Consider the following 21,088-nt stretch of genomic DNA (forward strand, 5'->3'; position numbering starts at 1 on the left):
GGAAGCAAACGGGTGTCTCGAAAGCGCGTTGGGAAGCGGCGCGTCGTTAGAGGCGCGAATCTGCGGTTTGGGTCTGCTTGCGCTGACGCTGGCGCGCGAGTTTGCCCGCCGAAGCCCGGCACGATGCACCGCCGGGCGCAACGCAAGCGCTGCCGCTGTTGGCTGCCGCGACGTCTGTCGCTTCAATCGCCAAGCTTTCCTTAGGCAGCACGATCTCGTTGGATTCCGCGAGCGTGGCGCTGTCGTTCTTCGCCTGCTTCGTCCCCCGTCGATGCTCGACCCAAGCGAGCAGCGCGACGCCCACCGATCCGCCCGGCAGCACCATCAGTCCCGCGAACAGCGCGAGCTTCCACCAACGGTGTCGGCCCTGGAAGCTGTGAAGTGCGGAATCGGTCAGTGAGCGGCTGAGGCCGCCAAGCGTGTTTTTGAGGTACGGCATCGGGGAAATCCTGTTGCGCGCGTCGCGAGCGGGGCGGCGTGCGTCGATCGGTCAGAACATGGTCTCAAATGGCGCAGGACGCGCGAAACTCATTGCTAGTCATAATATTGACTATGCAATTAAATTTCAAGATACTGCGCCGCGCGGACATTTCGACTGTTGTTTTTAGGTTGGCCGGTCGTGCACCGCAAAATGTGATTTGACTTGTCTGCTTAGGCAGCTAAACTTCGATTTGCTTGTGGATGTTGCGGATACCCCATGACTGATGGCCCCTACAAAGCGGACGAGGTCGAGCTCACGAGCAGTCTCGGCTACTACCTGACGAAAGCGCGTAACGTGCTGGTGGAGCGCACGGACCGCGCGGTCAAGCCGCTCGGGCTCACCGCGCAACAGATCGGCGTGATTCTGATGCTGTCGTCGCGGCGCGCGAGCACGCCATTCGAGCTGTCGCGCGCGATGTCGTACGACAGCGGTTCGATGACGCGTCTGCTCGACCGCCTGGAAAAAAAGGGCTTCGTCGTGCGCACGCGCAGCAGTGACGACCGTCGCATGGTGAAGCTGGAGTTGACTCCCCAGGGCCATGACGCCGCGCGGCAATTGCCGAATCTGGGGGCGACCGTGCTGAACGATCAATTGCGCGGCTTTACGGCCGAAGAGCACGCGACGCTGATTCACCTGCTCGCCCGTTTCATCGCGAACGGTCCCGAGGGAGAAGCCGGCGTGGGCTGCGGACCGGCGCCCCAGCCCGACGAGCCACAGACTTGAAGCGAAGCGCAGTCGTCGTCACCAGGCGGCGCTTCATCACGAAGTACTAGCAGCGCAACCAAGAGGCGCCTTTTTTGAAGGCGTTATTGTCTTAAGATATCTGTCTGGGCAGAGGGTGATCCGGCATGCAAACACCGCGTCTGAAACGCGTGATAAAGCTGCCGCGACAAGCTTTTGCCACCTGAGGAGAACAACCTATGGACACCACGGCTTCCAACGCCGCGCTGCCCGTCACCGAACCCGTCCCGCTGCAAGGCGGCGCGCTCGCGCTGCTGACCGTCGGTCTTGCACTGGGCACCTTTATGGAGGTGCTCGACACCTCGATCGCGAACGTCGCGGTGCCGACCATTTCCGGCAGCCTCGGCGTCGCGACAAGCCAGGGCACCTGGGTGATCTCGTCGTACTCGGTCGCCTCGGCCATCGCCGTGCCGCTGACCGGCTGGCTCGCGCGACGCGTCGGCGAGGTGCGACTTTTCACGCTGTCGGTACTGCTGTTCACGATCGCATCGGCGGCCTGCGGTTTCGCGCATAACTTCGAATCGCTGATCGCGTTCCGGCTCGTGCAAGGGCTCGTGTCCGGGCCGATGGTGCCGCTGTCGCAGACGATCCTGATGCGCTCCTACCCGCCCGCGAAGCGCGGCCTCGCGCTCGGCTTATGGGCGATGACCGTGATCTGCGCGCCGATCTTCGGCCCGGTGATGGGCGGCTACATCACGGATAATTTCACGTGGCCGTGGATCTTCTATATCAACGTGCCGATCGGCCTGTTCTCGGCGTTCTGCGCGTACCTGCTGCTACGGGGCCGCGAGACGCAGACGACGCGCCAGCGCATCGACGTGATCGGCCTCGTGTTGCTGGTGACCGGTGTGTCGTGTCTGCAGATGATGCTCGACCTCGGCAAGGACCGCGACTGGTTCAACTCGACGTTCATCGCCACGCTCGGCGTGATCGCGCTCGTGTCGATAGCGTTCCTGCTCGTGTGGGAGTTGACGGAGAAGGAGCCGATCGTCGACCTGTCGCTGTTCAAGGATCGCAACTTCGCGCTCGGCGTGGTGATCATCTCGTTCGGCTTCATGGCGTTCTTCGGCTCGGTGGTGATCTTCCCGCTGTGGCTGCAAACGGTGATGGGCTATACGGCCGGCCTCGCGGGTCTCGCCACGGCGCCGGTCGGATTGCTCGCGCTGTTCCTGTCGCCGATGATCGGCAAGAACATGCATCGGCTGAATCTGCGCATGGTCGCGAGCTTCGCGTTTATCGTGTTCGCGATCGTGTCGTTCTGGAACTCGACGTTCACGCTCGACGTGCCGTTCGGCCACGTGATCCTGCCGCGGCTCGTACAGGGCATCGGCGTCGCGTGCTTCTTCGTGCCGATGACGACGATTACGCTGTCCAGCGTGCCCGACGAGCGTCTTGCGAGCGCCTCGGGTTTGTCGAACTTCTTCCGCACGTTGTCGGGCGCGATCGGCACGGCGATCAGCACGACCTTCTGGGAAAACGACACGATCTACCACCACGCGATGCTGGCCGATACGGTCAACGCATATTCGGCGAACACCAATGCCTATACGAATGCGCTCGCGGGCGCGGGGTTGTCCGGCGACAGCCTGACCGCGCAGCTGAACCAGGTGGTAACGAGCCAGGCGTACATGATGGCCACCAACGACTTCTTCCGCATCTCGTGCGCGGCGTTTATCGTGCTGGCATTGCTCGTGTGGATGACGAAGCCGCGCAACGGTGCCGGGGCTTCGTTAGGACACTGAGGTAGACGGCGCGGCAACGGTGCCTGGAGCGCCGCTGCCGACGCCGCGCATCAGTCCGCTATTGCGACATCGCCTCGCCGTTCGGCAGCGTCGTCGTTTTGCCGGGCAGCGTCTCCGGATGCGTCGCATCGGGCGCGTTCTGCATTGGTGTCGCGCTGCCTTGCGGCACGCCGGCGCCCGCGCCTCTCACATACCGCTTGAAATCCGCACCCGCTTCCCACGGATTCGGCTTGCAGCCGAGCGAGCTGTCGCAATGCGCGGAAAAGCCGATCGTCGTAGTGCCGTCGGGATTCGCGGCGCGCGTGATCTGATACGCGAGCGTGCGCTTGCCGCCGTCGGGTCCGGTGGTCTGGATCAACGAGTCGTTAGCGATCGCGATCTCGTACTTCGAATGGCTCGCGATCCATGTGTGCGCCCGTTGCCACCAGAGATCGCATTCGGCCTTGTTCGAACACGTCAGCGGTTCGGTCGCGATCTGCATGACGTCCGGATCGACCTGACCTTGGGTCGAGCATGCTGCCGTCGCCACGAGACACAGCGCGGCCAAAAGACCTTTGTTCTTCACGTCGATACCTCCCCATGTGCATCGTGTCATAACATTTTGGACCGGCACGCCGAGGCCGTGTTTCATCCAGATCAGAGAATTGCGACGACGCGCGGAGTTATTTGGGGCAACGAAAAAGCGGCCGCGCGGGCCGCTTGTCTGCGTCTCGAGATGGGGGCGAACGCTCAGACGCTAAAGCGATTGAGCGTATAGGCCCGATACGCAGCCACGAACGCATCGAACGAACCGACTTCTTCGCGTTCGAGCTTCGCCTGTTCGTCGAGCGATTGCAGCGCGAGGTCTGCAAACGCCTTGGACTGCGCGGCGTCGAGCGGACGCGCGCGGAAGTACGCGGCGTGCGCTTCGCTTTGGGCGAGGCCGAACGCGAGGAAGCTCTGCTGCCGGTCGCGCATCGTTTGCAGCACGCGCGCCGACGGCGTCAGCGACACGTCCGCGAGCTTCGCGCGTTGCGCGGCGACCGTGCGCGCATGTTCGTCGCCGCCGTTCAGGCTGTCGAGCACCGCGGCCGCGGCGTCGATTTTCGCGAGCAGTTCGTTGGCCCAGTCGGTCATTGCGACCGGCTTGCCGTCGCGGATCAGCTCGAGGCCGGGCTTGCGACCTTCCATCGTCATGCGGCCGAAGTTCTGGTTCGCTTCCGTGTAGGCGAGCGGCGGTAGCGGCGCGCTGTCGTCGAGCGCGCACACGAGCAGGTAAGCGTCGAGAAAGCGCGACGTTTCAAGGGAAATGCCGGTCGGCTCAAACGGATCGATGTCCATGCAACGCACCTCGACGTATTGCACGCCGCGCGCGGCGAGCGCATGCAGCGGCCGCTCGCCCGGATACGTGACCCGCTTCGGACGAATCGTCGAATAGAACTCGTTTTCGATCTGCAGCACGTTGGTGTTGATCTGCACCCACTCGCCGTCGCGTTGCGTGCCGATCTTCTCGTAGGCCGGGTAAGGCTGGCTGACGGCCTTCGAGAGCGCGTCGAGATAGCCGGGCAGCGTGTCGTAGTCGGCGCGCAGCGCGGCTTGCGCGGTGGTGTTCGAATAGCCAAGGTCGCTCATGCGCAGGCTCGTCGCGTACGGGCGATACAGCGTGTCGGCATCGAACGTGTCGAGCGTGTGTTTGCGATCGCGGAGAAATCGACGATCGAGCGCCGGCGATGCGCCAAACAGATACATCAGCAGCCAGTTGGTGCGCCGGAAATTGCGGATCAGCGCGAGGTAGCGGTCGGACTGGAAGTCGACGGTGTTCGCGGTGGATCGCTGATCGGCGTGCAGCAGTCGCCACACTTCTTCGTTCAGCGAATAGTTGTAGTGGATGCCGGCGATGCATTGCATCGTGCGGCCATAGCGCAATGCGAGGCCGACGCGATACACGTACTTCAGCTTGCCGATATTCGACGTCCCATAGTGCGCGATCGGAATGCCGTCGTCGGTGGCGGGCAACAGGCCCGGCATCGAGTTGTTCCACAGGATTTCGTCGCCGAGCTCCGCGTAGACGAAGCGATGCAGCAGGTCGAGCTGCGCGAGCGTTTCGGCGACGTCCTGCTCGGCCGGGGTAATCAGCTCGAGCAGCGCCTCGGAGTAGTCGGTTGTGAGCGACGGATGGGTCAGCGCCGAGCCGAGCGCGCGCGGATGCGGCGTCATGGCGAGCTGGCCGTCGCGCGTCACGCGCAGGCTTTCCCTCTCGATGCCGCGCAGACCGCGTATCAGCGCATCGCGCTGCGGGCCCGAGCCGAGCACGGACAAGCGGTGCGAAAGCGCGTCGGTCGCGCGGGAAGGTGTCGTGTTTGGCATTGATGCGAGTCGCGCGTTGCAGGTACGCTGTGTATCGCCTGATGATTCGCAGACGGTACAGCGGCTGACAGCGTTCGGCGGAATTTTCGGTAGCGGGCACTTTAACATCTCGCCAGAACGGCTGCTTGCGCCCGCCTCGCTGGAGGAGGGTTGCGCTGAGCTACGCCATCACCATCGCCATGCCACGGCGACACTCATCCGCCGCGCGCCGCGCCAGCCCGATCAGCGACCTCGTTCCACAGATGCATCGCGGCATACGCGCGATAAGGCCGCCACGTGTCGGTGCGGCTGCGCTGCTGCGCGGGCCGCACGAGCGATGGATCGCGCGCGCAGATCGATTGCATCAGCACGAGATCCGACGCGGGCCATGCGTCGGGATCACGCCATGCGCGCATCGCGACGTATTCGACGGTCCAGGGCCCGATGCCCGCGAGCGCAAGCAATGCGGCGCGCAGGCTTGCGGCGTCGATGGCATCGCTGTCGAGCGGCACGTCGCCGCTCGCGACCGCGCGCGCGAAGCCCTGCAACGCAGCGACGCGTTTGCCCGGCATGCCAATCTGCGCGAGATCGGCTCCGGCGAGCGCGGCCGGCGTCGGAAAACGCCACGCGGTGTTTTCATGTGGATGCCCGTCGATGCGTTCGCCCGCGCGCTGCACGAGCCGCCCGATGATCGTCGTCGCGGCCTTCACGCTGACCTGCTGACCGACGATCGCACGCACCACCAGCTCGAAGCCCGACCACGCGCCCGGCACACGCAAACCGGGGACCGCAGCGACGAGCGGCGCGAGCCACGGGTCCGAGGCGAGCGCGGCGGCGATCTTCTTCGGATCAGCACGCAGATCGAACATCTTCGCGACTGGCGTCGAGAGCGCATCGGCGTGACGACTCGCCGGCCCTTCGATGCTCGCGATGATGCAGCGCTTGCGCGGATGCAGCCGCACGCTGAGCGTGCCGCTGTCACCGTTCCAGTCGATCGCGCGGCGATACGCGCCGTCCTCGACGGCCTCGACGCCGGGCGTCGCGCGGCCGCTGAAAAACCGCAGCAGCCGAGGCCAGTCGAACGGTGCCTTGAACGGTAATTCGAGCGTTGCGACGTCGTTAAGCGTGCTCAAGCGGCGTGATCCAGTTGGGAGTTGCGGGAATGAGCGTCGGTATCGGCACGGCTCGCGTCGCCGGCTGAAACGCCGCCTGCGTGCTGCGCCTCATTGTCGAGCAAGGCGGCCTTGCGCGGCAGCCCCCAGCGATAGCCGGCGAGCGCCCCACCCTTTTGCACGACGCGATGGCATGGAATCGCGAGCGCGACTGGATTCGTCGCGCATGCGCTGGCCACTGCGCGCACCGCGCGCGGCGAGCCGACGGCCTCGGCGATCTGCGAGTAGCTGCGCGTCTCGCCGTACGGGATGCGCCGCAGCGCATCCCACACGCGCTGCTTGAATGCGGTCGAGGCGATATCGAGCGGCAGGTCGAAGTCCTGGCGAGTGCCGCGCAGATACGCGTCGATCTGCGCGATGAACGGCGCGAGCCGCCCGGCGTCTTCGCGCAGCTCGGCATTCGCGAACTCGCCGCGCAATTCATCGATCAGCGGGGCGGGGTCATCGCCGAAGCCGATCTTGCAGATGCCCTTGTCTGTCGCGGCGACCAGCACGAAGCCGAGCGAGTTCGGCGCGCTCGCGTAGCACACCGTGAGCCCGGCACCTTTGCGCCGATACGCGGACGGCGCCATACCGAGCTCGGCCGGCGCGCTGTCGTACATCCGCGACGGCGAGCCGAAACCGGCGTCGAGCGTCGCGCGCGTGACGTCGGCGCCGCCTTGCAGCGCATCGCGCAACGCGGCGCCGCGCTGCGCGGCCTGGTACTGACGCGGTGACACGCCGACCACGCGCTTGAACAGGCGTTGCAAATGAAACGGGCTCACGTGCACGGCGTCGCTCAGTTGCGCGAGCGTGAGGCGCTGCTGCGGATCGGCGTCGAGCGCGGCACACGCCCGAGCGACGATGTCGAGCTCGCGCGGCAGGCCGCCGGGCTGGCAGCGCTTGCAATCGCGAAAGCCCGCGGCGCGAGCAGCGGCGGCATCGGTGAAGAAGGCGACGTTTTCGCGGTGCGGCAGGCGCGACGCGCAAGATGGCCGGCAGAACACGCCGGTCGTCCTGACCGCGTAGAAGAATGCGCCGTCGGCGTCGCGGTCGCGGTGCGTGACGGCGTCCCAGCGTTCGTCGTCGGTGCGCCACTGGGTGGTGTCGACGTCGCCGGCGGTGTGCACGGTGGCGAATTGGCGGGTGGTGGCGTTCATGATGTCCTCGGAGCCCGGATGAGCAGGTGATGACGATGGTCATCAATGTAGGCCCGATCTCTACACAGTACGCGCCGGTTCTTGCTCTGTCATTCGACCGCGCTTTCGCTTGGTTGTTGTAGGGTCAAAACTCGTTAAATCGCAATCCGAAACGCTTCGAACCGCCTGCTGGCCGGGCTTTTCGCCTCAAATTGCGACAATTTGGCACGATGTCGGGTTTTCCCTTAAAAAGTTATTGCGTCGCACCAACCCGATGTGTATATTAGGAACTGTCTCCTCCATGTCTCCTCCTGATATGGATTCAGCCCGCTCCACTTGAGCGGGCTTTTTTTTTGGTTTTTCGCGGATTTCCGAGGAGGCGGCTTGCAGACGGGCTGTAGTCGGCCATGATCAGCCGCAGGTCATCGGATTGTATAGGGCGTTATTCCCACTCATGTGGGTAGGGCATCTGGCGCTCGCGTTCGACTTCGATCGCGAAGGCGACCGCTTCTTCGAAGTCACGGTCGGTATAGGCCGAAGCAACATCTGCTGGTTCGCTCTTGCTTGGACTTTCCGCGAGAGAGCCGTGATCAACTAAGAGGTCTGCGCTGCCTTGCCTATCCCTTGCGAGCCGTCGTGCGATAGCCTTGTGCAGGCGAGTCTTTACCGCGCCAACGTCAGACATTGCCAGGATCGCCACTCCGACAATACTAAAAAACACATCCCCGGATACAGTCATTGTTGTTTTTTCATTGCTCTAATTCACAAAGCGTGCCAGACCTAGGCGCCACCGTAAACAACATTTTATTACAATCACAAAACAAACGTTTGCGTATTGCTTACTCCGAACTAGTGCCTCCTAATCTCGTGTGAGAAATCTAGAGATCCTTGTGCAGCAGGCTTTTTTTGCCCGCGTTTTTCTCGGCCCTGCCGGCGCTTTCCCGACGATCCGCCCCGCCCTTTCTCCTACACTTCGCTAATCGGTTCTCCGAAACAGCCAGAGGGCGTTCGACATGAAAATCCACATTCGCGAGATCGACCACGTCGTGATCCGCGCGACCCACGCCGACACGTTGTCGCGCTTTTACTGCGACGTGCTCGGTTGCAGCGTTGAAAAGGAGCAGCGCGAACTTGGCCTCACACAACTGCGCGCGGGACGTTCGCTGATCGATGTGCTGCAGGCCGGTGCGAAGCTGGATCGCGCGGAAAACGGCGCGGCGGGAGCGGGACGCAACATGGATCACCTGTGTCTGCGCGTCGAGTCGTTCGACGCCGACGCGCTGAAGGCGCATCTGAGCGCGCATGGCGCGCGGCTCGGCGAACAGGGGGTGCGTTATGGTGCGGACGGCTTCGGACCGTCGCTGTATCTGTTCGACCCGGAGGGCAACATGGTCGAACTGAAGGGGCCGCCGGAAGCGGCACGGGTCACATCGCTCTGAATGCGAAAACGAAACTGCGCTAAAACCGTTTCAGATCTGTGCAATCACGCGTCGGCGGGGGCTTTCAGTACGGTCCAGTCGATCTTCACCGCATCGGCTTCGGCGCTGCCAAGCCATGCCTCGCCGTCCTGCACGGTGCATTGCAGCCGCATGGTGCGTTCGGCGAGCGAGCCGAGGGATGCCGCGACGTCTTCGCCGAGCGTCCATACCGTCACGTTGCGCAGGCGCTCCACCTTGTTGCGCACGCCCTGCCACCAGATCTCCGAGGTCCGCCCGCCATACCCGATCACGATCACGTGATTCGCGCGGCCGCTCGCCTTCGCGATGCGCCGCTCGTCGGGCTGGCCGACCTCGATCCACGTGTCGATCGCGCCGGTCAGGTCCTTCGCCCACAGATCGGGTTCGTCGACATCCGACAAACCTTTGCAAAACTCCAGCCGTTCCTGTGCGAACAGCGCGAACGCGGCGACGCGGACCATCATCCGTTCGTCGGTTTCGGAGGGGTGACGCGCGATCGTCAGCGAATGGTCGGCGTAATAGTGCCGGTCCATGTCCGCGATCTGCAGTTCAGCCTTGTATATCGTCGATTTGAGAGCCATGCCGTTGCTAAACCAGGCGCCCGCTCCACAGGAGCGCAGCGAAAATGAATCGTCGACGGCGCGTTGCCGTTTCTTGTGTTTGCTGTACATCGCATGTTCCTCCCGCGCCGTGGGCCGGTGCCTGTGACACAGGAGGAAGCATTTACCGGGCCACTGCGGGCTCCGTGGCCGTGCCGTATACGTCGCGAGCCGCGTCCCGCAACGCTTCGAGCACGACCGCGGCCGCCGGAGACAACAGATGCGACTGGCGCGTGATGATACCGAATGTATCCATCCTGCACGGTAAATCGATCGGTACGCGCTTCAATACGCCGTACTGTTGGTATTGACGCGCCACTTCGTCCGGGAGCACCGCCAACATATCGCTTTGCAGCAGCAGGCTCGAAATCGCAAGGAAGTTGTTCGTATTGACGACGTTTTGCGGCGGATTCAGGCCGATCTGCGAAAACATCATATCGAAGCGATGGCGCAGCACGCTGCCCGGCGGATGCAGCACCCAGCTCGCGTTGACGATGCCGCGCAGCGTCAAATCCGTTTCATTTTCGAGTGGGTGGCCGGGGCGCGCGACCACGCACAAGGGTTCGTCGGCGAGCGGCTCGTAGCGCACGTCGGTCTTGAACTGGTTCTGACGCTCCAGGACGCGGCCGATCATGATGTCGAGATCGCCTTCGGCGAGCCGCGGCAACATCACGTCGGAGGTCTCGACCTCGGTCCAGATCTGCAGCTGCGGATAGCGCTCCTTCACGCTCGCGATCGCGAGCGGCACCATCGTCGCGGCGGCCGCTGCGATCACGCCGATGCGCACCTGACCCGCGAGCCCCGCGCGCAACGCCGAGATTTCGTCGTGGGCCTGACTCAGGTTCGACAACACCATACGCGCGTGGCGGATCATCACCTCGCCGTACAGCGTCGCGTGCATGCCGTGCGGCGTGCGGTCAAACAGGCTCACGCCGAGCATGTCCTCGAGTTCCTTCAGCAGACGCGACGCGGCCGGCTGCGTCATGCCGAGCACGTCGGCCGCGCGGCGCACGTTGCCCTCCTCCTCCATCGCGGCAAGCAGCAGCAACTGGCGCGTCTTTAGCCGCGCGCGCACGAACCAGTTCGAATAGCTACGCGTCATTGCGTGGTCTCCGGGTTTTACAAGCGATGTTTATACGTTGTTCCGCTGAAGCTTCCATGATGCCATATCGAAACTGATATCGGAGAGACCAAAAAAGGGATTGGAAAGTTATTGGGGCCGCTCATACCATTCGTGGACTTTGCGAACTTCCTTGAGATTTTTGATCAGGCGCCCGCGTCGCGCCGTACTTTTGTGCGCCCTTTTCCGCCGATGAACCGCGATCTGCTCGTTCCGCTCATTGCCAGTCCATTTCGCCACTACATCAACGGCGGATGGGAGACCGGCGCGACCGCGGGCGTGTCGTTCAATCCGTCGGATCTCGACGAGCCGGTCGGCGAATACGTGCGCGCCGACGTGCGGCAGACCGATAGCGCGATCGAGGCCGCGCACGCGGCGTTTCGCGACTGGTCGCTCGCCTCCGCGCAGCGCCGCGCGGACGCGCTCGATGCGATCGGCAGCGAAATGCTCGCGCGCCGCGAGGAGCTTGGCAGGCTGCTCGCGCGTGAAGTCGGCACGGTGCTCGCCGAAGCGCTCGCCGAAGCGACGCGCGCGGGGCAACTGTTCAAGCTGTTTGCGGCCGAGGCGCTGCGCGCGTTCGCCGAGCCGCACGCGTCGGCGCGTGCCGGTGTCGACATCGACGTGACGCGCGAGCCGCTCGGGGTGGTCGGCATCATCGCGCCGTGGAGCGCGCCGCTCGCGATTGCCGCCGCGAAGATCGGCGCTGCGCTCGCGCACGGCAACTGCGTCGTCTACAAGCCGGCCGAATCGGCGCCGGCCTGCGCCGCGGCGCTGGCGTCGATCGTCAGTCGAGCGGGTTTGCCGGCCGGCGTGTTCAATCTCGTGATGGGCAGCGGGCGCAAGGTCGGCGCGCGCATCGTCGCGCATCCGCTCGTCGCGGCGATCAGCTTTACCGGCTCGACCGACACCGGCACGCGCGTGCTGCAGGCCGCCGCCGCGCGCCAGGCGCGCGTGCAGCTGGAGATGGGCGGCAAGAATCCGTTCGTCGTGCTGGCCGACGCCGATCTCGACGGCGCAGTCGACGCGGCGCTCACCGGCGCCTTCAGCGCGGCGGGCCAGCGCAGCACGGCGGCCGCAAGGCTGATCGTCGAGCGCGCGGTGTTCGCGCCGTTCGTCGACGCGTTGCAGGCGAAGCTGGCGAGACTCAGCGTCGATCACGCGCTGAAGCACGGCACCGATATCGGCCCGCTCGCGAACACCGCGCAACTCGAACGCAATCTCGACTACGTGCGCATCGGCGAGCAGGAAGGCGCGCAGTTGCTGCGCGGCGGGCGAGCGCTCACGCGCGCGACGCGCGGCTATTTCTTCGAGCCGGCGCTGTTCATCGGCGAACCGGAGCATCGCATCGCGCGCGAAGAGATTTTTGGCCCGCTCGCGGTCGTGCTGCGCGCGGACGATTACGAACACGCACTGCATCTCGCGAACGGCACCGCCTACGGACTGTGCGCCGGCATCTGCACGCGCTCGCTCGAACGCGCGCGGCATTTTCGCCGCCACGTGCAGAGCGGTCTCGTCACGATCAATCTGCCGACCACGGCCGTGGAACATCACGGACCTGGCGGCGGGCGCAAGGCGTCGGCTTACGGCGCCAGCGATGCCGCGTTCTGGACCGCCGTGAAAACGGCATACGTGGCGGGCTAGACCCGATGAGCCGAGCCACGGCTTTCGCCGCCCGCGTTACCCCGCTGCAACTACATGACATCGATGCAGCTTTTTAGTCTGAGGAGACAAGAGATGACCAGCAAGCTTCGCCGTTTGACCCTGACCGCAATGGCCGCCGCCGCCCTCGCCGCGCCGTTTGCCGCGCAACTGTCCGCGCGCGCCGACGAGCCGCTCAAGGTCGGCTTCCTCGTGAAAATGCCGGAACAGGCGTGGTTCATCAACGAACAGAAGGCCGCGACCGCGGTCGGCCAGAAGGACGGATTCTCGGTCGTCAACATCGGTACGCCCGACGGCGAAAAAGTGCTGGCCGCGATCGACAACCTCGGCGCGCAAGGCGCGAAGGGCTTCGTGATCTGCGCGCCCGACGTGCGCCTCGGACCGGCGATTCAGGCGCGCGCGAAGCGCTACAACATGAAGTTCGTGACCGTCGACGATCAGCTGGTCGATTCGACCGGCAAGCCGCTCGCCAACGTGCCGCACCTCGGCATGTCGGCGTTCAAGATCGGCAACCAGGTCGGCCAGGCGATCAGCGAAGAAATGAAGCGCCGCGGCTGGAAGCCTGAAGAAGTCGGCGCGCTGCGTATCACGGACTACGAATTGCCGACCGCGAAGCTGCGCACCGACGGCGCGACGCAGTCGCTGCTCGCCGGCGGCTTCAAGAAGGAAAACATCTTCGATGCGCCGCAGAAAACCACCGACGACGAAGGCGGCTTCAACGCGGTGTCGCCGGTGCTCGCGCAGCATCCGAACATCAAGAAGTGGGTGATCTTCGCGCTCAACGAGGAAAGCGTGCTCGGCGGCGTGCGCGCGACCGAGCAGCTGCATATTCCCGCCGCGGACGTGATCGGCGTCGGCATCAACGGCGCGGGCGAGGCGTTCGCCGAGTTCCAGAAGAAGGAACCGACGGGCTTCTTCGGCACGATCGCCGTCAGCTCGACGAACCACGGCAAAGAGAGCACGGAAAATCTCGTCGAATGGATCAAGGACGGCAAGCAGCCGCCCGCCGACACGCAGACCACCGGCAAGCTGATGGTGCGCGGCAACTGGCAGGACGTGCGCAAGGAACTGGGTATCTAAGCGGAGTTCCCGCAGCAGATGGCGGGCCGCATCGCGCGGCGCGTTCAGCGCGCGAGCGCGGCCCGCTCAGGTTCCATCCGTTCGAGGTTTTTCGATGACGTCCTTATTCACCGGGTCGCATGCCAGCGGGGCCGCGCTCGCGCCCTCGCCTTCATTGACGCCCGCATCCGAGACCCCCTATCTCCGGCTCGACGGCATCACCGTGCGCTTTCCGGGCGTGCTCGCGCTCGATCAGGTTTCGCTCGAAGTGCGCCGCGGCGAGGTGCACGGCCTGATGGGCGAAAACGGCGCCGGCAAGTCCACTCTGTTGAAGGTGCTGTCCGGCGTCAATCATCCAGTTGCGGGCACGCTGTCGCTCGATGGCGTCGAGCAGCAGTTCGCGACGACCAAGGCGGCGATCGCCGCGGGCATCGCCATCATCTATCAGGAACTGCATCTGGTGCCGGAGCTGACCGTCGCCGAGAACCTGATGCTCGGCGCGCTGCCAAATCGGTTCGGTGTACTGGACGAAAAGGCACTGGTCGCACGCGCGATGCGCGAGCTCGAACGGCTTGGCGAGAAGCTCGATCCGTCGCAACAGGTCAAGCATCTGTCGATCGGTCAGCGGCAGATGATCGAAATCGGCAAGGCGCTGATGCGCGACGCGCGCGTGATCGCGTTCGACGAACCGACCAGCTCGCTGTCGTCGCGCGAAACGACGCAACTGTTCCGCATCATCCGGGCACTGAAGGCCGAAGGCCGCGCGATCATCTATGTCACGCACCGGATGGATGAAGTCTACGAGCTGTGCGATCGCGTCACCGTGTTTCGCGACGGCCGCCGCATTGAGACCTTCGAAGCCGGCGCGGGACTTGATCGCGACCGGCTGATCAGCTGCATGGTGGGCCGTTCGATCGCCGACGTGTACGGCTATCGCGCGCGCGAACTCGGCGAGGTGCAGCTTCAGGTCGATGGCGTGATGGGACCGGGCCTGCGCGAGGCAGCCACGTTTTCGGCGCGCAAGGGCGAGATCGTCGGCTTTTTCGGGCTCGTCGGCGCGGGACGCTCCGAGCTGATGAAGCTGATTTACGGCGCGGTCAAGCCGAGCGCCGGCGAGGTCGCGCTGAAGGGCAAGCGCGTGCAGTTCGCCACGCCGCGCGACGCGGTGCGCGCCGGTGTCGCGCTGTGTCCCGAGGATCGCAAGCAGGAAGGCATCGTGTCGATCGCGTCAGTCTCGGACAACCTGAACATCAGCTGCCGCCGCCACTTCAGCCGCTTCAACGTGCTCAACAACCGCAAGGAAGCGCAGACCACGCGCGAGTTCATCGGCAGGCTCGCGATCAAGACACGCAACGGCGACACGCCGATCGGCACGCTCTCCGGCGGCAATCAGCAGAAGGTGATCCTGTCGCGCTGGCTCGCGGAAGAGATCGATGTGTTCCTCATGGACGAGCCGACTCGTGGCATCGACGTCGGCGCGCGCAGCGAGATCTATGGGCTGCTGTATGGGCTCGCCGAGGCGGGCCGCACGGTCATCGTCGTGTCGAGCGATCTCGCCGAGGTGATCGGCGTGACCGATCGCGTGATCGTGATGAAGGAAGGCCGCATCGTCGGCGATCTGCCGAAGGCGCAGGCCACGCCCGATGCGTTGATCAAGCTGGCGTTGCCGCGTTGATCGCCAACCGGGTCGCGCCACCCGAGCTCTTACCGAATACCGCAACGAAAACGGCATTGAATGGAACAGACATCATGAACACACCTTCAACCGATTCCTCGACCCCCGCCGTCGCTTCCGCGGGCTTGACCGCCCGCGCCGCGCGCACCTGGGACCTGATCAACAAATCCGGCATCGTGATGGTGTTCATCATCCTGTTCGCGGTGCTGTCGTTCACGGTCCCCGACTTTCTGAGCACGCGCAATATCCAGGGCCTGCTGCTGTCGGTCACGCTGATCGGCTCGATCTCCGTCACGATGATGTTCGTGCTCGCGCTCGGCGAGGTCGACTTGTCGGTGGCGTCGATCGTCGCGTTTTCGGGCGTGGTCGCTTCCGTGCTGATCACCGCGACGCATAGCGTGTTCGTCGGCGTCGCGGCCGGTGTGCTCGCTGGCGGCGCAGTCGGGCTCGTCAACGGCACGCTGGTCGCGCGCTACAAGATCAACTCGCTGATCGTCACGCTCGCGATGATGGAGGTCGTGCGCGGCCTCGCGTACATCACGTCGAACGGCGACGCGGTGATGATCTCCGAGGAGCGCTTCTTCGATCTCGGCGGCGGCGCGTTCCTCGGCATTTCATATCCGATCTGGAGCAACATCGTCGGCTTCGTGCTGTTCGGCTTCCTGCTAAAAAAGACCGTATTCGGCAAGAACGTTCTGGCCGTCGGCGGCAACAGTGAAGCGGCCGTGCTCGCGGGGCTGCCCGTCACGCGCATCAAGATCACCGTGTTCGTGCTGCAAGGCCTCGTGACCGGTTTCGCGGGCGTGATGCTCGCGTCGCGCATGAGCCTCGGCGATCCGAAGACGTCGGTCGGGCTGGAACTCGGTGTGATTTCCGCGTGTGTGCTCGGCGGCGTGTCGCTGACGGGTGGTGTCGCGACGATCTCCGGCGTGCTGGTCGGCGTGCTGATCATGGGCTCGGTGCAGGACGCCATGAGCCTCCTGAACGTGCCGACGTTCTACCAATACCTGATTCGCGGCGGCATCCTGCTGCTCGCGGTGCTGTTCGACCAGTTCCGCCGCAGCAAGCGCGTGCACTGACGCGCCGTTGCTCGCGGCCGGTTTCCTGCGCTTTGCGAGAAGGCGTACTGCCGACGCGGATCGAGAAAATCCGCATCGGCTTTTTTTATCGCACGCGAAGCCGGGCCGGCATGAAGGGCAATAAAAAAACGGCTTGGCATTTGAATGGCCAAGCCGTCTTTCAGCTCACGCGTTCACGCTTGCGACTTTTCAAAGCCGCGCGGACACGCATGCGACCGCATTCCGGCTTTTGCCGGAATACCGGTGTTGTGCTTATTGCTTGATAAATCGGTCGTTCGCCCAGAGTCCTTCGGTGTCGCTATTGCCGGCATTCACGAACTCGACGTCGTGGCCAACTACGCGCACCACACGGAAACTTGAGTCGGTCGGCGTCGATACGCATTGGTATCCGGAGAAGAATTCCTGCATTTGCTGCTGTTCGCCGGCTTGCGCGTGGTGGTCGGCGGCATCGAGCTTGTCTTTCGATACGCAACCATACCCATTGGCCTTGAACTGGATCGTTTGCTGCGGCTTGATCACGACGTCTTGCGCCTGAACGCTAGCGGCAGCCAAACCCGCAATGGCGAAAACAACGGCAATTCGAGTTTTCATTTCTTCCTCCGGTGCGGGCCGAAAAAATACTCGGGTTAGCTATGTATTTAACTTTATCGATTGACCCACAACTTGCACTCTAGGAGAACCATGGAGAACGACAAGCACATCTTGTGTGCGGTTGCAACAGTGTCGAATTGTCGCACCCAGTGTCGCTGCTGATTAAGGCTTGACCAAACCCCTGATCGAACAGCAATGAAACGGATAAATAATAAATTGATCGTTCGCGCGCCTTTAACTGGTAAAGCTTTGCGCGCGTATTCTCGTAAACGCGTAGGAGAAATTAAGAGAATTACTACTATTTAATCCGCCGCTTTGTGCGTCGCACACAAAGTCATTCAGCGGGCAAAGGCCGGCATGCGCAATAACGAGGCAGATGTAGAAGATAAACAGTGCCAGCCGCTGATCGAGCATCTTTCCGACGCGCCTGGCCGCCATGCGGATATAAGCGTTGCTCTACAATTGAAACGAATCTCCTGCGACTGGAGGCTATCGTGAACGAGCACGTCATACTCGGGATTTTTCTGGTCGTTCCGCTGCTGATCGTTATGTTTCTTTTTTCCGACGAATTGTGGCAGGAGCACCGAGACCTGCACGAAGACCGGCCATTGCCAGCGCGACCCCGACGCATCGACTGGCGGCATCCGTTGCGCCGTTCGCGCGATCGGGTCTGAGATTGCGAAGCGGATCGCCCAAAGAAAAAAGCCTGCCACTGCGGGCAGGCTAAAAAGAGATCCACACTCAATGCCTTGAACACAAGGCAATAGCAGTCTAACGGCGCCGCGCCTATTCACGGTTGCAACGGCTTTTACAGTTGTTACCGAACGTGACCGCGATGCGATGCGCATCAGTGCGCCTCGCGTCGTGCTTCTTCAATGGGCGCGCCAGTGCGCGCGAATCCGTGTGGCGAGCGCCTCGAGCGTGTCCGTATCGGCGAGTTCGCGCGCATGCAGCTTCAGCGGTTGACCCTCCCAGCGCGGAATCACGTGGAAATGAACGTGCGGCACCGTCTGTCCCGCCGCCGCACCGTTGAACTGGCCGATGAACACCCCGTCCGGGCGCAGTGCCGCACGCACCGCGATCGCGAGTTTCTGCGCCATGCGCATCGACGCGACGAGCGCTGCATCCGACAGATCGAAAATTTCCGCCACCGCTTCTTTCGGCACGACGAGCAGATGGCCGTCGGCTTGCGGCATCAAGTCCATGAAAGCCAGAGCCTGGTCGTTTTCGGCCACCTTGATGCACGGTAGTTCGCCGCGCAGGATTTTGGCGAACGGGTTGCTGTCGTTGTAGCTCATCGCGTTTCCTTTACTCGTTTAGGCTGGGTTCGATTCACGGGTCGAGCGGGAGACTGTTTTTTTGCCCAGCTTCACACCGCAGGTTTCCTATTCTCCACCAGATTGCTCACGGCACGCGGGCGGCGCGCCGGATCGCTTGCGGCGGCTGGCCGAATGCGCGCAGAAACGCGCGCCGCATCCGCTCGGTGTCGATGAAGCCAGTGTCGGCCGCTACCGTTTCGATCGAATGACGGCCGGTTTCGAGCATCGTGCGTGCCGCTTCGACGCGCAGCGCCTCGATCGCGCGGGCCGGCGACTGGCGCGTCTCGTCGCGAAACGCCCGGCTGAACTGGCGCGGACTCAGATGCGCGACGTCGGCGAGCTGCTCGACGCTCAGCGCCTCGCGCAGATGGCTCTTCGCATACGACAGCGCGTTCTGGATCCGATCGGATTTCGGTTCGAGATCGAGCATTGCCGAGTACTGCGATTGTCCGCCCGTGCGCCGGTGATAGACGACGAGCTTCTTCGCGATCGCGCGCGACACCGCGACGCCGAGGTCGTTCTCGACAAGCGCGAGACACAGATCGATGCACGCGGTCATGCCGGCCGACGTCCACACCGAGCCGTCGACGATAAAGATGCGGTCCTCGTCGATCCGCGCGCGCGGAAAGCGCCGCTGAAGATCGCGCGCATGAGCCCAGTGCGTGGTCGCGTGGCGGCCGTCGAGAATGCCCGCTTCGGCGAGCACGAACGCGCCTGTGCAGATGCTCGCGGTGCGGCGCGAGACGGCGAGCGCGTCATTCAGAAACGCGAGCAGCCCGGGCGACGACGGCGCGATCTCCATCGCGCCGGTGACGATCACCGTGTCATAGGCTGGATCGCCGAGCGGCCGCGTGGCGACTTCGACGCCCGACGAGCTGCGCACCATGCCGCCGTGCTCGGAGATCACGGTGACGTCGTACGCAGGCACGTCGGTGCCCTGATTGGCAAGTTCGAAAATCGACACCGCGATCATGTCGAGGATCTGGAAGCCCGGAAACACCACCACGCCGATGCGTTTCATTGCGATGTCCTGAAACGAGGGAAATATGACATTTGAGACAAAACGGTACGCGCCTACACTCAGCTCGTCAACACCGCCGCATCAGTGCGGGAGCGGGGCGGCGAGTTCACGGATGTTCCCATTCAACGGATAGGGCGGCCGCAATACGCGCAGCCCGCAAGGAGAGCTTCAATGGCAACGCAGGCAGAGAAGGGCGTACAAGGCGGTTCGAACGAGGGCAAGGGCACGGCGGTGATCACGGGCGCCTCCTCGGGTATCGGCGCGGTCTATGCGGACCGGCTCGCGCGGCGCGGCTACGATCTGCTGCTGATCGCGCGCGACGGCGCGCGCCTGAACAGTCTCGCCGACCGGCTTACGAAGGAGACCGGCCGCCTCGTGAGCACCGTCAGTGCCGATCTGACCGACAAGGCCGACGTGCACCGCATCGAGAACCAGCTGCGCGCCGAGCGCGGCATCACGATGCTGGTCAATAACGCGGGCGTCGGCGCAACCTCGACGCTGATCGACTCGGACATCGATCAGCTCGAGAAGATGATCGACTTGAACGTGACCGCGCTCACCCGCTTGACGGCGGCGGTGTTGCCGGGCTTCATCGCGCGTGGCGCGGGCACGGTGATCAACATCTCGTCGATCGTCGCGCTGTCGCCGGAATTGCTGAACGGCACCTATAGCGGCACCAAGGCGTACGTGTTGAACCTCACGCAGTCACTGCATCACGAGGTGGGCGGCAAGGGCGTGCGGTTGCAGGCGGTGCTGCCGGGCGCGACGAGCACGGCGTTCTGGGACCGCGCGGGTCTCGCGGTCGAGAACCTGCCTTCGCAGATCGTGATGAGCGCCGAGGACATGGTCGACGCGGCGCTCGCCGGCCTCGATCAGGGTGAGCTGGTGACGATCCCGTCGTTACCCGATGCCGCCGACTGGGAGCGGCTGAACAGCGCACGTCTGCATCTGCAGCCGAATCTGTCGCACAGCGCGCCGGCCGGGCGCTATACGCGAGCCGTGGTGGCCTGAAAGAGAAGGTGGGGAGGGCCGCCTGGGACTCAGCCGCTCATCGCCACCTGATTCTTGCCGTCGTGTTGCGCGCGATACACGCCCACGGCGGCGGCTTCGATCAGCGTCGTCACCGGCTCGGCGACAGACAGCACCACCATCGCCGCGCCGATGCTGATCGTTATGCGGCTGTTACAGAGTTAATGCCCCGTTACCAACTGCAGCATCTATTTCCGTGCGCACCGGCGACAATTCATCCATGCCTGAACGGCGGGAGCTCAATATGAAAAAGATCGCAGTGGCGTTGGTAATGGCGGGCAGTTTGACGGTGGCGGGCCAGGCGTCCGCGCACGGAAACGGCGGGGACGTCGTGGGGGCGCTGATCGGCGGCGCGGTGTTGGGCGCGGTGGTCACTTCGGCGTTGACGCCGGCGCCGGTGGTCGCTTATCCGCAGCCGGTCTATGCGCAGCCCGCGTATCAGCCCGCGCCGGTTTACGCGGCACCGCCGCCCGGCTATTGCTATGACCAGTACCAGCGCGCCTATGTCGCGTGCGGCGCACCGCCGCCCGGACAGTATGGGTACGAGCAGCCGCAACCTCAGCCGCAGTGGTGAGCCTGTGAAGGCTCTGATGCGCGAATGATCCGCATGAGCAGCGCGCAGACAAAAAGGCCGTCGCCCAGTGCGACGGCCTTTTCTATGTAAGGCACGGCCTAATGCTTGTGATGCAGCCACTCCGCGTAATGCGTATCTAGCCAGCGCTCGAGCCTGGGTGGCTTGGACGGGTCGTGGTGACGCGACATCATCCAGATGGCAATGCCAACCAGCAGCATGACGGTGGGCCCCAGCAGGTAGGCGAGCATCGATTCAGACATCGGAACCTCCGTATCGGCGTGCATCCATCTGTCAGTTTAGGCGATGGAAGCGGGGAAGGAACGACGA

The 21,088-nt window shown here is 63.8% G+C and carries 22 protein-coding genes; 10 read left to right on the forward strand and 12 right to left on the reverse strand.

Annotated elements, in window-relative coordinates; genetic code table 11:
* Positions 1–46: 46 nt before the first annotated feature.
* A complete protein-coding gene (locus L0U81_RS15890; RefSeq protein ID WP_233804113.1) occupies positions 47–439 on the reverse strand; it encodes a hypothetical protein in 393 nt (130 codons plus the stop codon).
* Between the two features lie 258 nt (positions 440–697).
* Between L0U81_RS15890 and L0U81_RS15895 the strand changes: the two genes are divergently transcribed.
* Both L0U81_RS15895 and L0U81_RS15900 read left to right on the forward strand, forming a co-directional pair.
* A complete protein-coding gene (locus L0U81_RS15895; RefSeq protein ID WP_233804115.1) occupies positions 698–1,204 on the forward strand; it encodes a MarR family winged helix-turn-helix transcriptional regulator in 507 nt (168 codons plus the stop codon).
* Positions 1,205–1,401: 197 nt separating this feature from the next.
* Positions 1,402–2,964, forward strand: a complete 1,563-nt coding sequence (locus L0U81_RS15900) for a DHA2 family efflux MFS transporter permease subunit (protein ID WP_233804117.1) — start codon at positions 1,402–1,404, stop codon at positions 2,962–2,964.
* A gap of 58 nt (positions 2,965–3,022) precedes the next feature.
* Here the strand turns inward: L0U81_RS15900 and L0U81_RS15905 are convergent, their stop codons facing one another.
* The 5 genes from L0U81_RS15905 to L0U81_RS15925 form a co-directional block, all read right to left on the reverse strand.
* Positions 3,023–3,529: a hypothetical protein gene (locus L0U81_RS15905; protein WP_233804119.1), complete on the reverse strand. Its 507-nt coding sequence runs from the start codon at positions 3,527–3,529 to the stop codon at positions 3,023–3,025.
* A 164-nt stretch (positions 3,530–3,693) separates the two neighbouring features.
* Positions 3,694–5,310, reverse strand: a complete 1,617-nt coding sequence (gene gshA / locus L0U81_RS15910; RefSeq protein WP_233804121.1) for a glutamate--cysteine ligase — start codon at positions 5,308–5,310, stop codon at positions 3,694–3,696.
* Positions 5,311–5,504: 194 nt separating this feature from the next.
* On the reverse strand, positions 5,505–6,422 hold the full coding sequence (locus L0U81_RS15915) for a DNA-3-methyladenine glycosylase family protein (RefSeq protein WP_233804123.1): 918 nt from the start codon (positions 6,420–6,422) through the stop codon (positions 5,505–5,507).
* Positions 6,419–7,600, reverse strand: coding sequence for a bifunctional DNA-binding transcriptional regulator/O6-methylguanine-DNA methyltransferase Ada (gene ada / locus L0U81_RS15920; protein WP_233804125.1), 1,182 nt, complete (start codon positions 7,598–7,600; stop codon positions 6,419–6,421). Before ada ends, L0U81_RS15915 begins: the two co-directional genes overlap by 4 nt.
* 421 nt (positions 7,601–8,021) lie before the next feature.
* Entirely contained in the window at positions 8,022–8,318 is a 297-nt protein-coding gene (locus L0U81_RS15925) for a hypothetical protein (RefSeq protein ID WP_233804126.1), read from the reverse strand.
* Positions 8,319–8,592: 274 nt separating this feature from the next.
* On the opposite strand from L0U81_RS15925, the gene L0U81_RS15930 reads away from it, so the two are divergent.
* Entirely contained in the window at positions 8,593–9,018 is a 426-nt protein-coding gene (locus tag L0U81_RS15930) for a VOC family protein (RefSeq protein WP_233804128.1), read from the forward strand.
* A 44-nt stretch (positions 9,019–9,062) separates the two neighbouring features.
* On the opposite strand, the gene L0U81_RS15935 is transcribed toward L0U81_RS15930, so the two are convergent.
* Together L0U81_RS15935 and L0U81_RS15940 are read right to left on the reverse strand one after the other, a co-directional pair.
* The gene (locus L0U81_RS15935; RefSeq protein WP_233804378.1) at positions 9,063–9,617 is read right to left on the reverse strand and encodes a YaeQ family protein; all 555 of its coding nucleotides are present in this window, start codon (positions 9,615–9,617) and stop codon (positions 9,063–9,065) included.
* A gap of 142 nt (positions 9,618–9,759) precedes the next feature.
* On the reverse strand, positions 9,760–10,737 hold the full coding sequence (locus L0U81_RS15940) for a LysR family transcriptional regulator (RefSeq protein WP_233804130.1): 978 nt from the start codon (positions 10,735–10,737) through the stop codon (positions 9,760–9,762).
* A gap of 210 nt (positions 10,738–10,947) precedes the next feature.
* Here L0U81_RS15940 and L0U81_RS15945 point away from each other — a divergent pair, with 210 nt between their 5' ends.
* From L0U81_RS15945 to araH, 4 genes are all read left to right on the forward strand, one after another.
* Positions 10,948–12,396, forward strand: a complete 1,449-nt coding sequence (locus L0U81_RS15945) for an aldehyde dehydrogenase family protein (RefSeq protein ID WP_233804131.1) — start codon at positions 10,948–10,950, stop codon at positions 12,394–12,396.
* A gap of 93 nt (positions 12,397–12,489) precedes the next feature.
* Positions 12,490–13,494 (forward strand): arabinose ABC transporter substrate-binding protein, encoded by a 1,005-nt coding sequence (locus tag L0U81_RS15950; protein ID WP_233804132.1) that lies wholly within the window; start codon positions 12,490–12,492, stop codon positions 13,492–13,494.
* Between the two features lie 94 nt (positions 13,495–13,588).
* Positions 13,589–15,148 (forward strand): L-arabinose ABC transporter ATP-binding protein AraG, encoded by a 1,560-nt coding sequence (gene araG, locus L0U81_RS15955; protein ID WP_233804134.1) that lies wholly within the window; start codon positions 13,589–13,591, stop codon positions 15,146–15,148.
* Between the two features lie 74 nt (positions 15,149–15,222).
* Positions 15,223–16,227 (forward strand): L-arabinose ABC transporter permease AraH, encoded by a 1,005-nt coding sequence (gene araH, locus L0U81_RS15960; RefSeq protein WP_230560944.1) that lies wholly within the window; start codon positions 15,223–15,225, stop codon positions 16,225–16,227.
* Positions 16,228–16,479: 252 nt separating this feature from the next.
* On the opposite strand, the gene sap1 is transcribed toward araH, so the two are convergent.
* Complete coding sequence (gene sap1, locus L0U81_RS15965; RefSeq protein WP_233804136.1) at positions 16,480–16,818, reverse strand: surface attachment protein Sap1; 339 nt, start codon at positions 16,816–16,818, stop codon at positions 16,480–16,482.
* A gap of 494 nt (positions 16,819–17,312) precedes the next feature.
* On the opposite strand from sap1, the gene L0U81_RS15970 reads away from it, so the two are divergent.
* Positions 17,313–17,492 (forward strand): hypothetical protein, encoded by a 180-nt coding sequence (locus L0U81_RS15970; RefSeq protein WP_233804138.1) that lies wholly within the window; start codon positions 17,313–17,315, stop codon positions 17,490–17,492.
* 198 nt (positions 17,493–17,690) lie between these two features.
* Here the strand turns inward: L0U81_RS15970 and L0U81_RS15975 are convergent, their stop codons facing one another.
* Together L0U81_RS15975 and L0U81_RS15980 are read right to left on the reverse strand one after the other, a co-directional pair.
* Positions 17,691–18,116 carry an HIT family protein gene (locus L0U81_RS15975; protein WP_233804140.1) on the reverse strand — a complete coding sequence of 142 codons (426 nt, stop codon included), beginning with the start codon at positions 18,114–18,116 and terminating at the stop codon, positions 17,691–17,693.
* Between the two features lie 106 nt (positions 18,117–18,222).
* Positions 18,223–19,158: a GlxA family transcriptional regulator gene (locus L0U81_RS15980; protein WP_233804142.1), complete on the reverse strand. Its 936-nt coding sequence runs from the start codon at positions 19,156–19,158 to the stop codon at positions 18,223–18,225.
* 171 nt (positions 19,159–19,329) lie between these two features.
* Between L0U81_RS15980 and L0U81_RS15985 the strand changes: the two genes are divergently transcribed.
* Together L0U81_RS15985 and L0U81_RS15990 are read left to right on the forward strand one after the other, a co-directional pair.
* A complete protein-coding gene (locus L0U81_RS15985; protein ID WP_233804144.1) occupies positions 19,330–20,169 on the forward strand; it encodes an SDR family NAD(P)-dependent oxidoreductase in 840 nt (279 codons plus the stop codon).
* A gap of 262 nt (positions 20,170–20,431) precedes the next feature.
* Complete coding sequence (locus tag L0U81_RS15990) at positions 20,432–20,761, forward strand: ecotin precursor (protein WP_233804146.1); 330 nt, start codon at positions 20,432–20,434, stop codon at positions 20,759–20,761.
* A 98-nt stretch (positions 20,762–20,859) separates the two neighbouring features.
* Here the strand turns inward: L0U81_RS15990 and L0U81_RS15995 are convergent, their stop codons facing one another.
* Positions 20,860–21,021, reverse strand: a complete 162-nt coding sequence (locus tag L0U81_RS15995; RefSeq protein ID WP_233804148.1) for a hypothetical protein — start codon at positions 21,019–21,021, stop codon at positions 20,860–20,862.
* Between the last annotated feature and the right edge of the window lie 67 nt (positions 21,022–21,088).

This window comes from Paraburkholderia sp. HP33-1, from assembly GCF_021390595.1.
Classification (GTDB): Bacteria; Pseudomonadota; Gammaproteobacteria; order Burkholderiales; family Burkholderiaceae; genus Paraburkholderia.

What these genes read in the sequence shown, in the direction of transcription:
- L0U81_RS15930 (WP_233804128.1), top strand. Translation starts at nt 8,593, where the DNA reads ATGAAAATCCACATTCGCGAGATCGACCACGTCGTGATCCGCGCGACC.
- sap1 (WP_233804136.1), bottom strand. Translation starts at nt 16,818, where the DNA reads ATGAAAACTCGAATTGCCGTTGTTTTCGCCATTGCGGGTTTGGCTGCC.
- L0U81_RS15925 (WP_233804126.1), bottom strand. Translation starts at nt 8,318, where the DNA reads ATGACTGTATCCGGGGATGTGTTTTTTAGTATTGTCGGAGTGGCGATC.
- L0U81_RS15890 (WP_233804113.1), bottom strand. Translation starts at nt 439, where the DNA reads ATGCCGTACCTCAAAAACACGCTTGGCGGCCTCAGCCGCTCACTGACC.
- gshA (WP_233804121.1), bottom strand. Translation starts at nt 5,310, where the DNA reads ATGCCAAACACGACACCTTCCCGCGCGACCGACGCGCTTTCGCACCGC.
- L0U81_RS15995 (WP_233804148.1), bottom strand. Translation starts at nt 21,021, where the DNA reads ATGTCTGAATCGATGCTCGCCTACCTGCTGGGGCCCACCGTCATGCTG.
- ada (WP_233804125.1), bottom strand. Translation starts at nt 7,600, where the DNA reads ATGAACGCCACCACCCGCCAATTCGCCACCGTGCACACCGCCGGCGAC.
- L0U81_RS15940 (WP_233804130.1), bottom strand. Translation starts at nt 10,737, where the DNA reads ATGACGCGTAGCTATTCGAACTGGTTCGTGCGCGCGCGGCTAAAGACG.
- L0U81_RS15950 (WP_233804132.1), top strand. Translation starts at nt 12,490, where the DNA reads ATGACCAGCAAGCTTCGCCGTTTGACCCTGACCGCAATGGCCGCCGCC.
- araG (WP_233804134.1), top strand. Translation starts at nt 13,589, where the DNA reads ATGACGTCCTTATTCACCGGGTCGCATGCCAGCGGGGCCGCGCTCGCG.
- L0U81_RS15945 (WP_233804131.1), top strand. Translation starts at nt 10,948, where the DNA reads ATGAACCGCGATCTGCTCGTTCCGCTCATTGCCAGTCCATTTCGCCAC.
- L0U81_RS15990 (WP_233804146.1), top strand. Translation starts at nt 20,432, where the DNA reads ATGAAAAAGATCGCAGTGGCGTTGGTAATGGCGGGCAGTTTGACGGTG.
- L0U81_RS15980 (WP_233804142.1), bottom strand. Translation starts at nt 19,158, where the DNA reads ATGAAACGCATCGGCGTGGTGGTGTTTCCGGGCTTCCAGATCCTCGAC.
- L0U81_RS15975 (WP_233804140.1), bottom strand. Translation starts at nt 18,116, where the DNA reads ATGAGCTACAACGACAGCAACCCGTTCGCCAAAATCCTGCGCGGCGAA.
- L0U81_RS15935 (WP_233804378.1), bottom strand. Translation starts at nt 9,617, where the DNA reads ATGGCTCTCAAATCGACGATATACAAGGCTGAACTGCAGATCGCGGAC.
- araH (WP_230560944.1), top strand. Translation starts at nt 15,223, where the DNA reads ATGAACACACCTTCAACCGATTCCTCGACCCCCGCCGTCGCTTCCGCG.
- L0U81_RS15985 (WP_233804144.1), top strand. Translation starts at nt 19,330, where the DNA reads ATGGCAACGCAGGCAGAGAAGGGCGTACAAGGCGGTTCGAACGAGGGC.
- L0U81_RS15895 (WP_233804115.1), top strand. Translation starts at nt 698, where the DNA reads ATGACTGATGGCCCCTACAAAGCGGACGAGGTCGAGCTCACGAGCAGT.
- L0U81_RS15900 (WP_233804117.1), top strand. Translation starts at nt 1,402, where the DNA reads ATGGACACCACGGCTTCCAACGCCGCGCTGCCCGTCACCGAACCCGTC.